The organism is Ruegeria denitrificans (genome assembly GCF_001458295.1).
GTDB classification, from domain to species: domain Bacteria; phylum Pseudomonadota; class Alphaproteobacteria; order Rhodobacterales; family Rhodobacteraceae; genus Ruegeria; species Ruegeria denitrificans.
On sequence record NZ_CYUD01000013.1, the window covers coordinates 93959 to 105611 of the forward strand.

At 56.1% G+C, this 11653-nt stretch carries 10 protein-coding genes and 1 tRNA gene; 4 read left to right on the forward strand and 7 right to left on the reverse strand.

What is annotated here, in order from left to right:
• Positions 1–71: 71 nt before the first annotated feature.
• The 5 genes from RUE5091_RS18205 to tsaD form a co-directional block, all read right to left on the reverse strand.
• Entirely contained in the window at positions 72–1190 is a 1119-nt protein-coding gene (locus tag RUE5091_RS18205) for a hypothetical protein (RefSeq protein WP_058283367.1), read from the reverse strand.
• A 161-nt stretch (positions 1191–1351) separates the two neighbouring features.
• Positions 1352–1774, reverse strand: a complete 423-nt coding sequence (locus tag RUE5091_RS18210) for an EVE domain-containing protein (RefSeq protein ID WP_058283368.1) — start codon at positions 1772–1774, stop codon at positions 1352–1354.
• Positions 1774–2043, reverse strand: a complete 270-nt coding sequence (locus RUE5091_RS18215) for a YciI family protein (protein WP_058283369.1) — start codon at positions 2041–2043, stop codon at positions 1774–1776. The genes RUE5091_RS18210 and RUE5091_RS18215 overlap by 1 nt, the downstream gene beginning before the upstream one ends.
• A gap of 1 nt (position 2044) precedes the next feature.
• Positions 2045–3007, reverse strand: coding sequence for an NAD(P)H-dependent glycerol-3-phosphate dehydrogenase (locus RUE5091_RS18220; protein ID WP_058283370.1), 963 nt, complete (start codon positions 3005–3007; stop codon positions 2045–2047).
• Positions 3004–4101, reverse strand: coding sequence for a tRNA (adenosine(37)-N6)-threonylcarbamoyltransferase complex transferase subunit TsaD (gene tsaD / locus RUE5091_RS18225; RefSeq protein WP_058283371.1), 1098 nt, complete (start codon positions 4099–4101; stop codon positions 3004–3006). The genes RUE5091_RS18220 and tsaD overlap by 4 nt, the downstream gene beginning before the upstream one ends.
• Before the next feature lie 97 nt (positions 4102–4198).
• On the opposite strand from tsaD, the gene RUE5091_RS18230 reads away from it, so the two are divergent.
• From RUE5091_RS18230 to RUE5091_RS18245, 4 genes are all read left to right on the forward strand, one after another.
• Positions 4199–4912 carry a uroporphyrinogen-III synthase gene (locus RUE5091_RS18230; protein ID WP_058283413.1) on the forward strand — a complete coding sequence of 238 codons (714 nt, stop codon included), beginning with the start codon at positions 4199–4201 and terminating at the stop codon, positions 4910–4912.
• A 54-nt stretch (positions 4913–4966) separates the two neighbouring features.
• The gene (locus RUE5091_RS18235) at positions 4967–6175 is read left to right on the forward strand and encodes a COG4223 family protein (protein ID WP_058283372.1); all 1209 of its coding nucleotides are present in this window, start codon (positions 4967–4969) and stop codon (positions 6173–6175) included.
• 10 nt (positions 6176–6185) lie between these two features.
• Entirely contained in the window at positions 6186–7715 is a 1530-nt protein-coding gene (locus tag RUE5091_RS18240) for a heme biosynthesis protein HemY (protein WP_058283373.1), read from the forward strand.
• A 320-nt stretch (positions 7716–8035) separates the two neighbouring features.
• Positions 8036–8488 carry an SRPBCC family protein gene (locus tag RUE5091_RS18245; RefSeq protein ID WP_058283374.1) on the forward strand — a complete coding sequence of 151 codons (453 nt, stop codon included), beginning with the start codon at positions 8036–8038 and terminating at the stop codon, positions 8486–8488.
• Positions 8489–9227: 739 nt separating this feature from the next.
• On the opposite strand, the gene RUE5091_RS18255 is transcribed toward RUE5091_RS18245, so the two are convergent.
• Together RUE5091_RS18255 and RUE5091_RS18265 are read right to left on the reverse strand one after the other, a co-directional pair.
• Complete coding sequence (locus RUE5091_RS18255) at positions 9228–10163, reverse strand: phosphatase PAP2 family protein (RefSeq protein ID WP_058283376.1); 936 nt, start codon at positions 10161–10163, stop codon at positions 9228–9230.
• A gap of 1333 nt (positions 10164–11496) precedes the next feature.
• Positions 11497–11583, reverse strand: a tRNA-Leu gene (locus RUE5091_RS18265).
• Positions 11584–11653: the final 70 nt, after the last annotated feature.

Sequence of the window (11653 nt, forward strand, 5' to 3'; positions counted from 1 at the left end):
AAACGCGTGTGGTGAGTAGGGAGCACGCGGGGGTAGGGAAGGTTCTGCATCGTTGGAACCTTCCCGAATTTTCACTGGAACTCTTCAAGAATTCGCAGAACAAAGCGTTCCACCGGATCCGCTCCCGGATTTGGCGGACGTGTCCTGCTGCCACCTGTCCCAGCCAGATAAACCTCAATATGACCAGGTCGCGTCTTAGAACCTGCATTCGTAAAGTCCCGAGAGATTCCGCCAAGTGACTTGGCTGTCAGATCAGCAACTTCCGAATCTTTGTGGTGATAATACCGGACCTGAGTCGCCTTTACCGAATAACTCACGCGTGCCGTTGCAACCACGTCAGTCTGATCCGAAGTCAAAATCTCAAGCACGGTGATACTGGTTTGCTTCGACACGCCTGCGGGTACAAAAAGGGAAACCTCTGTTTCTTTGGTCCTGTCTTGAACAGGCCAATAATCTGTCATTTCTGGGGTCTCTGGCACTGTACCCCGTGCGACCGCAGGGACGGTCGTTACATTCCTCGCGGATTTAAGAGATTTATCCCTTTTGTTTAAGTTCTGTAGCGCTGGCAGCAGTAGTACCTCAGGGGCAACAAGTACCGGGGGCGCCATATTACCCACGGGCTTCGTGATCTCGCTCTCAAGTGACCCAAGCCCCGGTTGGGATGTGATGTCCGAAAAGTTAAGGTTGTCAAACTGCGCTGCTGTTTTTGGGGTGTCCAGCTCTCCGTTAGACAAACTCGCACTGTCTTCTCTCGGATCGGCTTTCTCATCAGTTTCTGATGCAGATTCAATGGGTAAACCGGCTTGAACCACCGTGTCTGGGTTGCGCCAACCCGCTAAAACGCTTGTTGCGGCCCAGTGCAGAAAAGCCCCGCAAAGCATCGCGCCAAAAATGATCGGGTACATGCGATTCACATATTTTCGACGAGAATGCGCAACTGGTTTTTTCAACTGGGTACTTTTAAATATCACCTGTTCAAATTTCGACGCACCGGGCTTCGCAGGGGCCTCGTCTCGAGGGGGGGCAGGGCAGGTATCTGCGGGCGTTTTAGGCTCACGCGGCGCCTGATTGTTGGCCAGAGCTGCCGCGCGCTGCTTCCGCGCAAGCTCAAGCCGCGCTTCCCAGCATTTCGAATTTAACTCAGCAGCAATGTTCTCGTTTTCCCCATCGCTGCCTTCAACGTCAGACATGGGTTCTTGCTTTCGAATTGATCAACCAAAGATCGAGCAACACCAAAAGACAAGCGATCACGGAAATGCGCGAACGTCATGGCCCCCAGTAGGTGTAGCCTTCAAAATATATCATTTTATTGATGTCTTGAGAAGGTTTGCACTAAAACGCGCTGAATTCGTCAATCCTGCGGGGTTGCCCCCAGCGCGCAAATTGTTGTCCATTCCTGATCAGTCACAGGTTGAACGGACAGGCGTGAATTTTTCACCAGCACCATTTCGGCCAGACGCTCATCCGCCTTGATTTGGTCCAATGTGACCGGAGTTGTGAAGGGGCGGATGGCCTTGATGTCGACGCATTCCCAACGTTCATCATCGGTGGTGCTGTCGGGATGGGCCTCGGCGCAGACCTCGACAATACCGACAATCGCCTTGTCCTTTTGCGAATGGTAAAAGAACCCGCGATCACCGATTGCCATCTGGCGCATGAAATTGCGCGCCTGATAATTGCGCACGCCGTCCCATTCTTCGCCCGCATCGCCTTTGGCAACCTGTTGGTCCCAGCTCCAGGTCGAGGGTTCGGATTTGAACAGCCAATATGCCATCAGCCGACGACCTTCTTCCACACGATCAGATCAACGGATTGAAACAGCCCTGCCTTGGCGTAGGGGTCGTTGTCTGCCCATGCTTGTGCGGCGGCCATGTCCTCGACCTCAAGAATGATCAGCGAGCCGATCATCGCGTCGCCGTCCAGCAGGGGGCCTGCCTGTGCAACAACGCCAGTTTCCTCGATATAGGCCAGGTGGTTGGCGCGATTGTCCAGTCGGGTTTGCAGGGCGCCGTCCTTGTCCCTGGCGATCAGGGCGATGAGCATACTATTCCTCCTTGAGGGGTCGGTTGAGCAGGGTTTGAATGGCTTGGGGCACACTATAGGTGCCGTGGCTCAGGTCGGCCACCGTGGCGCTGATGGGCATGTCCAGCCCCTCAGCCGCGGCAATGTCGGCCATGGCGCGCGCGGTTGCGACGCCTTCGACCGTTGTTTGGCTGTCGAAGGGACGATTTCGACCCAAACACAGGCCAAAACGATAATTTCGGGACAATTCGGACGAGCAGGTCAGCACCAGATCGCCCAATCCGGTCAGGCCCATCAAGGTATCGGGACGCGCGCCGCGCATCAAAGCGAACCGCTGCATCTCGGCAAAACCACGGGTCATCAGAGCTGCGCGGGCACTGTCGCCCAGCCCGGCCCCAATGGCAGCGCCGCAGCCGATGGCCATGACGTTTTTCAATGCCCCGCCCAGTTCCGCGCCGATCACGTCGGTGGTGCGATAAAGGCGCAGGTTCGCAGTGGTCAGTTCGGTCTGCAGTGTTTCGCTCAGATCACCATCTGCACAGGCCAGTGTCAGCGCCGTGGGCAGCCCGCGCGCGATGTCATCGGCAAAACTGGGCCCGGTCAACAGGGCCGGACGTGCATCAGGGATGGTCTGTTGGATCACCGAAATAGGACCAAGACCTGAGGACAGTTCTATCCCTTTGCAGCAGGCAACCAGCGTCTTTCCGGCCAGAACCGTTGCATGTTCCATCAGAGCCGCACGCAGTTTCTGCATGGGCACCGCCAGTAACAGGACATCAGAGGCCACAGCGTCCTGAATGTCAGCCGTCACCAGTATCTCATCTGGAAGGGTCACATTCGGCAGGCGCACAGTGTTTTCGCGGCTGTCTTGCATGTGGCGGGCTTGCTCTGCGTTGCGCGACCACAGGGTCACCGGCCCATTCCCGGCCAGTGAGATTGCCAGCGCGGTGCCGAATGCACCTGACCCGAGGACCGCGACACTCATGCTTTAGCCCCTTTCTTGCCGCCGCCTAACATGGCGGGGCTAGTTTTATCCAACGGCCAGCGGGGTCGGGCGGTCAAGTCCAGCCCATCCCGGGCACCGGTGCGAAACCGCTCCAACCCGGCATAAGCGATCATGGCGGCGTTATCCGTGCATAGGTTCAGCGGTGGGGCTGTAAAGCGGGTCCCTTTTTCAGCACAAATAGTCTCTAACGCTACGCGAATAGCCGAATTCGCCGCTACGCCACCGGCGACTGCGATCACAGGGTCCGCAGGGCTTAAGTCCAGATACCGGTCCATTGCGCGGCGGGATTTTTCGGCCAATGTGTCGACGATGGCCTGTTGAAATCCTGCGCACAGATCGGCGCGGTCCTGACGGGTCAGCCCGCCTTTTTCAGCCACGATCTGATCCCGCATCCGCATCAGCGCGGTCTTGAGCCCCGAGAAGGACAGATCGCATCCTGGTCGGTCCAAAAGAGGGCGCGGAAAGCGGAACCGTTTGGGATCACCCGAACGAGCCTCAACTTCAACCGACGGGCCGCCGGGTTGCGGCAGGCCCAGCAGGCGGGCGGTTTTGTCAAACGCTTCGCCCGGGGCGTCGTCGATGGTGCCGCCCAGACGGGTGAATTGTTCGGGCCCGTGGGCGATCAAGTACTGACAGTGACCCCCCGAAACCAGCAGCATCAGATAGGGAAAAGCAATCCCGTCGGTCAGACGCGGAGTCAGCGCGTGCCCGGCCAGATGGTTCACCCCGATCAAGGGCAGGCCAGTTGCCGCGCTTAGCCCCTTGGCACACATGACGCCGGACATGACGCCGCCAATCAGGCCCGGCCCGGCGGTGACGGCGATGGCGTCCATATCGGATAGCGTCAGACCGGCGGCCTCCAACGCCTGAACGACGCAGATATCCAGCTTTTCCGCATGCGCACGGGCGGCGATCTCGGGCACTACGCCGCCAAAGGCGCTGTGCAACTCGGTTTGGCCATGTACGATCGAGGACAGAACCTCGGCCTCCGCACCTTCGGTTTGGCGCACGACGGCGGCAGCTGTGTCATCACAGCTGCTTTCCAACCCGAGGACGGTAAGTGTTTGCACCATTGGCTTGATCCGTTACACCATGACTGCCAAGCGGGGTATCACCCTGCGCGGATGCAAACAATCCCAAGGCGGAAGGCGCCGACCGTTGTATTTGTTGATGACCCGCCCGCGCGCTGCCTCAGAACGGTTTGTCGCGCAGCTGCCGGCCCGCACAAGATCACGGGTCAAGGTCATCTATTCCCCGATACTCGAAATCAAACCACAACCGGTCAATGTTGACGCTAGTGATGTGCGGGGGCTGATCTTCACATCCGCCAACGGGGTGAATGCCGCCGTGTCCCTGGGCCTGCGGCGGGAAATGCCAGCCTTTTGTGTCGGCCCCGCCACCACCAGCACCGCCAAAAGCGCCGGTTGGACTGCGCAAATGGCCGGCGCCACCGCCGAAGAACTGGTGGCCAATCTGCTGAAACATCGACCCGACAGCCCGTTGCTACATTTACGCGGTGAACACAGTCGGGGCAATGTCGCCACTCGCCTGACCGAGTCAGGGCTGACCGTGCGCGAACAGGCCGTCTATCAGCAGCGCCTGTTACCGCTGACACCCGAGGCCATCGAAGCTGCCAATAGCAAAGAGCCGGTCATCACGCCGCTATTTTCGCCCCGGACGGCGCGACAATTTGCCGACGTTTGGGCCGGATCAGCGCCCTTGTGGCTGGCCTCAATCAGCGAAACGACTGCGGAACCCCTTTATTCTTTGGACTACGTGCGCCTAAAGATCGCCAAAGCGCCAACCCCGAAGAAAATGCGGAAAGCAGTTAAAAAACTTGTGAAACATGCGATGCGGGTTGAGGGTGGCGAGACCACCGATTAACTTAGAGTGGTCTGTTATTCATGCGATTTTGGATTCGATAAGGGGAATGTTGCGGTGGCTGGTAAGAAGAAAACCGATCAAAAGCCGGTGGAAGACCCCAAGTCGGACGAAGTGGTCGAAGCCACAATTGCTTCCGAAGAAGCACCTGTTGACGCGACCGGACCGGTAGAAGAGGGCCTTTCCGAAGCCGAAGCCGAAGCCGAAGCCGAAGCCGAAGCCGAAGCCGAAGCCGAAGCCGAAGCCGAAATGGCTGTGGAACCGACCCACGCGGAGCCTGCGGCACACAATGAAGAAAAGCGAGGCGGCTTCGTCCCCGCCCTGATTGGCGGCGCAATTGCTGCGGCGATTGGCTTTGCGGCGGGCAGCGCGGGGCTGTTCAATTCGGGCCAGTCTGACGCGCTTACTGCGCTGGAATCGAAGCTAAGCGACCAGGCTAGTCAGATTGAAGCCTTGACGAAATCCTTGTCCGAATCCCAGTCGAGTGGTTCCGATGTAGATAGAAAAATCGCGGCACTGACCGATCAGGTCACGCCGCTGAGCACGAATTTGGCCGCGTTGAAAACCAGTTTGGACGGGCTGGCGGGCAAGGTTGATCCTCTGGCCGGGCGCCTGAGCGATCTTGAGAGCGGTGCCCTGACGCAAGGTGCATCTACAGAGGTCTCAGCCGCATTTGAAGCAGAACTGAAAAAACTGCAGGATTCGCTGGCCGCTCAACGGGCTGAGGTTGAGAAAATGGTCTCGGACGCACAAGCGCTTGAGGCGCAGGCCTCGGTCAAGGCGCAGGCGGCGACCAATGCCGCCGTTCTGTCGCAAGTGCATGGACAGTTGGAGGCGGGTCAGCCCTTCAATGACCTGATAGACCAATTGATGGCAGGGGGCGTAAGCGTGCCCGATGCTCTGTCAGTACCGTCCACAGAAGGCGTTGCAACCCTTGCTGCTTTGCAAGACTCCTTTGTGCCCGCCGCCCGCACCGCATTGGCCGATGCGCGCGACGCCGATAAGACCACCGGATTGGTTGCCTTTCTGCAGCGTCAGACCGGCGCGCGCTCGGTGATTCCGCAAGAGGGCGACAACCCGGATGCGATCCTGTCGCGGGCACAAGCGGCCTTGTCCCAAGGGGATGTCGCCACCGCGCTGAGCGAGCTTAAATCCTTGCCCGACACGGCGCAGGCGGCATTGGCCGATTGGGAACAGACGGCCCAGACACGGGTGGCTGCCGTGGACGCCGCAAATGCGCTGCAATCCAGCGTAAACTCGAACTGAAGGACCTGCCATGCTGTGGTCATTGTTAAAGATCCTTGTTTTTGTAGCGATTATCGGCCTGCTGGCCATGGGCGCCATGTTCCTGATGGAAACCAGTGGCGGTGTGCAAATCACCGTTGCGGGCACCGAATTCACCTTGGGGCCGTTACAATCGGTGATCGCGCTGGGCGTGTTGGTGGTGGCCATTTGGGTGATCTTCAAGCTGCTGACTCTGTTGATCGCAACGCTGCACTTTCTCAATGGCGACGAAACCGCCCTGTCGCGCTATTTCGATCGCAGTCGGGAAAAGCGTGGTTATCAGGCGCTGGCGGATGGTCTGATGGCGCTGGCCTCAGGTGAGGGGCGCGTGGCAATGTCCAAAGCCGCAAAGGCCGAGAAACTGCTGAACAAGCCGGAACTGACCAACCTGCTGGTCGCACAGGCCGCTGAGATGAATGGCGATACCAAAAAGGCGTCCGACACCTACAAGAAATTGGTCACGAACAACGCCACCCGCTTTGTTGGCGTGCGCGGCATCATGAAACAAAAATTGGCTGAGGGTGACGATGACACCGCCCGCAAGCTGGCCGAAAAGGCACTGGCGATGAAACCGCGCCACGCTGAAACCCAAGATATATTGCTGGGTCTGCAGACCAAATCTCAGGACTGGGCCGGTGCGCGCTCGACCTTGACCGCCAAGCTGAAGGCTGGTCACTTGCCGCGTGACGTGTTCAAGCGCCGCGATGCGGTTTTGGCCCTGTCCGAGGCGAAGGACATTCTGGATGACAGCGCCACGGTCGAACAACAGGAACACGCGATCGAGGCCAACCGCCTGTCGCCCGATCTGGTGCCTGCCGCTGCGATGGGTGCGCGCGCCTACATCGAAAAGGGCAAACCGCGTGCAGCGACCAAGATCCTGAAAAAAGCGTGGGAGGTGCAGCCGCATCCCGATTTGGCCCACGCCTTTGCCGAGATTGCTCCGGATGAGACCCCTGCAGCACGGATCACTCGGTTCACCGCGCTGACACGCATTCACCCCGAGAACCTGGAGACCAGCTTGATCCTAGCCGAGCTGAACATCGTGGCCGAAGATTTCCCCGAAGCCCGCCGTGCGTTGGGCGATGTGGTGGAAAAGCAGGCCGACGCGCGGGCTTACACTCTGATGGCGGCGATTGAGCGGGGCGAGGGGGCCTCGGACGCTGTGGTGCAAGGCTGGCTGGCCAAGGCCCTGAACGCGCCTCGCGGGCCGCAATGGGTCTGTGACAATTGCCATGACATTCAGCCCGAATGGGGACCGGTTTGCCAGAACTGCAGCAGCTTCGATACGCTTAGCTGGCAGACCCCGCAAACGCCCGAGATTGCCACGGCCACTGGTGTGCACATGCTGCCGCTGATTGTCGGCGCGCTTGAGGACAAGGCGGAACCCGAACCGGAGCCGGAAGAGGAAGAGGTTCAAGAGGCCGAAGCCCCCGAGATCATCGAGATGGAAGCGGAACCCGTCCTACCTGATGTTGAACCGGTGCGGCCGGATGTCGAACCCGTGGTCGAAAAACAAGCCTGACGGTTTTCGCACGATTTTCACGCCGAACACGTCGTTTTACGGTTTGATCAGCTTGACCAGACGGTTTTGAGCCCATGCACATCATCTGTGTCGCGGATTCGATAAGATCCGTTTTGCATGGCCGGACTAAGAGCTTGCGTTGTCAGAGGCGTTGACATGAAGGCGTTGGATCAGTTCAAAAGATGACGGTGGCCGAAAACCTGGTTGCTTTGAATGAGCCGTCACCGTCGACAATGATTGCTACGCTTGTAGCGAAACAGGTGGGTTCAAAGATCTACTTTTTGGTTTACATAGGATGGTGTTGAGCGGAGGAAACGTGAATGGAACTGAGTGACGAAATCCGTATCTCGGCACCGCGGGACGTGGTGTACAAGGCCCTGAACGACCCCGAAATCCTGCAAGAATGCATTCCAGGTTGCGAAGACCTGACCCAGAACTCGCCCGACGAGCTTGAGGCGAAAGTGGTCCTGAAAATAGGCCCGGTCAAAGCAAAATTCGCTGGTGCGGTCTCGCTGGACAATTCCAATGCGCCTGACGGGTTTTCCCTGTTTGGGGAAGGCAAGGGCGGGGCGGCGGGATTCGCCAAAGGCGGGGCCGAGGTCACCCTGACCGAAGACGGGGATGAAACCGTGCTTGCCTATACTGCCAAGGTCGATGTTGGTGGCAAGATCGCCCAATTAGGCAGCCGTCTGATTGCAGGCACGGCCAAAAAGCTGTCGGGCAAGTTCTTCACCCGCTTTGGTGAGATCGTGTCGGAACAATCTGTGTCCTGAGGAGGGATTTGAAGGTTGGGATCGGTCAGAGCCCCGAATTGTAATCCACCTTTCTTAACTTTGACGATAGCGCCGAAGCTTACATACAGTGGCTGAGCATTCTGAAATCCGAACATGTCAGACATGCGGTTCCCATCGGGCAGGTATATTCCAGGCATGTGTGGACTACCGGCGTCGCGGTGGCAAATCATCCCGCTTTTCTTCCAACACGGTGTGAAACAGTGCCTTGAGTTCTGATTTTTTGATCCGGGGCAGCCTGCGCCCGAATTCAGACGACAAATCGTTTTTTGATATACCTGACGGGCGCGTTTTCGTCAGCTTGAAGCGACTGAAAATCGAATTGGTTTTCATTGTGCGGTCCTTCAAATCCAAAGCCTAAAATTTGCCGCTGCGGACCTGACCCGAACCCAATGGTCGAGAGCTCTAGGATCAATAATCCGTGAGTGATGACCCGCAGCGACAGGGCGCATTTAGGCCAGCCGCTTGCGATCGTAAGGGGGAAGAATCCGGGCATTTGCATCATTAATAAACTGGCCAGTCAAAAAATGATTGGAAAGCTTACGTTTAAGTAAAGTTTGTCGCTCAACATGCTGTTGTTCGTGACGTGGCGTCACAATTGGTTTTGGATTGGACACAGGAACCGAAGATATGTTGCGCGGGCTTGGTCAGGCTGGGCTCTGGTAATACGCTGTTTCGCTTCGGTTATTGTAAACGGGCGACGGATCATAGTGCCAGGTAATCAATTCGTCTGAATGACCTGATTTGCCTGAGGGTCGGGTAGCAGTATTCGGGTTATGGCCAAGGCGATAGAAACAACCAGAATTCCACCGAACACATCGATTAAGTGATGTCCTCCGTGAGACAAGATTGCCGGGATCATCAGGATATTCAGAACCAAAAGCGGATAAAAAATAACCAGACCGCGACTAAACCATACAGCAAGCGCTGCCATAACTGTGTGAAATGAAGGGAACGCTATTAATCCCAGAACGTGTGAAAATGATATGACAGCGTTGCCCTCTTCAGCTAGCCGCAGAATTTCTTGTCCATAATCATTCGTGACCACGAGATTGATATTTTCTGAAACCTCGGCAGGCACAATTTGATAAGCGGCCGGACCAAAACTTGGGAATACAAACCAAATACCGACAGTCATGACCCCCGCAATGATACCCGCGACAATAAATCGGTATAGTTGCAGGTGTTTTTGCGCAAAGGCCAGAATGAGGATCATTCCAAACATCTGAACGACAGACGTGTGATAAACCCACGCCAAGGCTCGGCCGAACTCAGGACAGCCCGCAAGTGTGGCAACGAAAGACTCCCAACGATATCCAAAAATGGCGTCAAAGCGGATCAAGTGGGAATCGACAATTGGTTGAGACACCGGAAGCAGAAGGTAGTTCAACAAAATCGTGCTGTTGGTGAATCCTACGAATATACCCGTACCTATCAGGGCCAATGCGATACCTTCGTTGCGACCCAACTTTCTGTAGAGCACACCAAGCCCGCCGACACCCAAGGCTGCACCGGTGCGAAATACGACCTCATTCCACGCTACGGTTTGTTGCCAGATTATGGATAGCGCGACAAACAGGGAAAGTATGACTACGCAAACAAAAAATGATGCGATTTCTGGCGGTTGGAGAAGCGTGCGGCTTTTATAATCAATCATCCAACAACACTAAAAAGATACGTTTACAAAACGCCATGCGGCGGTCAGTCGTTCGAATGCTAGTGGCAAAAGACCCGGTCTCCAAGCAATATTGAAGGTGGTGCCGATGAAAGAAATTTGAGGTGTGGCATCGACGTGATCTCGGTTGGGATCTGCGACAGAAACGAGCTCGGCACGACTTTTGCTTCGGACAAGGGTTAGTCGTCTTTGTATGCTTTTTCAGGACCATCTGCACCTCGTAAAGACGCACGTCAACGAATTACCGCTCTGCTGAAGATGGTGTTTTTCTGAAACCTTGGGCCCGTAAGATGAATTTGGACTTACAACAGATTAGGTGCCTCTCGCCCGAAACGCTATTCCAAGATCGTTACTGAATTCGCAGCCCCCCACGGGGGAAATATCAAAACTGGAGTGAGTGGTATTGCCTACATGGATTCTCTGCCATTTTTCGAATGGACACCAAATGTGACCGAAGTTCGCCAGTGACAGGACTGAATGGACGCCCCTGTTTTTCTTGTGTCCTTAAGGGCCTCTTCGGCCCCTAGGATCAGCGAGCCGAAGCACGAGCAAACAATTATCCAAAGGCTTTTTTCAAATCTTCTGACATATACCCATCATAGTCAGTTGCTCTGGGTTCGTTGGACACCGCATGACTCAGGTGCAAGTCATGAAAGGCGACGTGGTATCTTCTTGGGATGCGCTCGTGACCTATTGCCGAACGGTTTACCGATACAGCAAGCCCATATTGGATGTTGGTCCGGGTGCGGCCTTAGGGACTATCGATTTCTTGGCGCTCGGTTTCATCAACCGTTACCGGTGAGATGTTCGATGCAGAAGTATTGCAGCGATAAGGACATAAACAAGGTGATCAGGACGCTACTGAAGACTGGCTGGACCTTCAAACGCGGCCGCGTTCATGGGCGCGTTTACCCGCCATTCGGCAAAGGATTTATCGTCATCCCGTCAACGCCAAGTGATCGTCGATGGCGTCTGCACATCCGATCCTACGTTCGTAAATTTCAGAAGCGAGACGATTCTGTCACCTGAAAACGCGGGTGAAGGTTGGCCACTGGAGGTATCGTGAGGGAAGCAAATGCCCTCCAAACCTTGTAGCATAGCCTTTTCGGGCATCTGGAACCGTGCGGGCAGGTTGCTTACAAAACACTTGGCATCGAGTGCGAGTCATTTGATGCCAAAACTCAAACAAGAAACTTTTCTGAAGCAACAGGTGTTTCAGTCAAGGAGCCTGAAAGCAAAAAGTGGTCCACGAGGTGGACTATAGAACCGGCTCGGTTCATAACACATTGCGTTTGCATATATTTTTCGGAGAGTTTGGTGCCCAGGAGAGGACTCGAACCTCCACGTCCATACGGACACTAGCACCTGAAGCTAGCGCGTCTACCAATTCCGCCACCTGGGCAGGTGTCGTGGAGCGGCGTTTAAGCCTACTGACGGGGAGCGTCAACCAGATTCGGAATGTTTTTTGAAAG

What these genes read in the sequence shown, in the direction of transcription:
- RUE5091_RS18205 (WP_058283367.1), bottom strand. Translation starts at nt 1,190, where the DNA reads ATGTCTGACGTTGAAGGCAGCGATGGGGAAAACGAGAACATTGCTGCT.
- RUE5091_RS18210 (WP_058283368.1), bottom strand. Translation starts at nt 1,774, where the DNA reads ATGGCATATTGGCTGTTCAAATCCGAACCCTCGACCTGGAGCTGGGAC.
- RUE5091_RS18215 (WP_058283369.1), bottom strand. Translation starts at nt 2,043, where the DNA reads ATGCTCATCGCCCTGATCGCCAGGGACAAGGACGGCGCCCTGCAAACC.
- RUE5091_RS18220 (WP_058283370.1), bottom strand. Translation starts at nt 3,007, where the DNA reads ATGAGTGTCGCGGTCCTCGGGTCAGGTGCATTCGGCACCGCGCTGGCA.
- tsaD (WP_058283371.1), bottom strand. Translation starts at nt 4,101, where the DNA reads ATGGTGCAAACACTTACCGTCCTCGGGTTGGAAAGCAGCTGTGATGAC.
- RUE5091_RS18230 (WP_058283413.1), top strand. Translation starts at nt 4,199, where the DNA reads ATGACCCGCCCGCGCGCTGCCTCAGAACGGTTTGTCGCGCAGCTGCCG.
- RUE5091_RS18240 (WP_058283373.1), top strand. Translation starts at nt 6,186, where the DNA reads ATGCTGTGGTCATTGTTAAAGATCCTTGTTTTTGTAGCGATTATCGGC.
- RUE5091_RS18245 (WP_058283374.1), top strand. Translation starts at nt 8,036, where the DNA reads ATGGAACTGAGTGACGAAATCCGTATCTCGGCACCGCGGGACGTGGTG.
- RUE5091_RS18255 (WP_058283376.1), bottom strand. Translation starts at nt 10,163, where the DNA reads ATGATTGATTATAAAAGCCGCACGCTTCTCCAACCGCCAGAAATCGCA.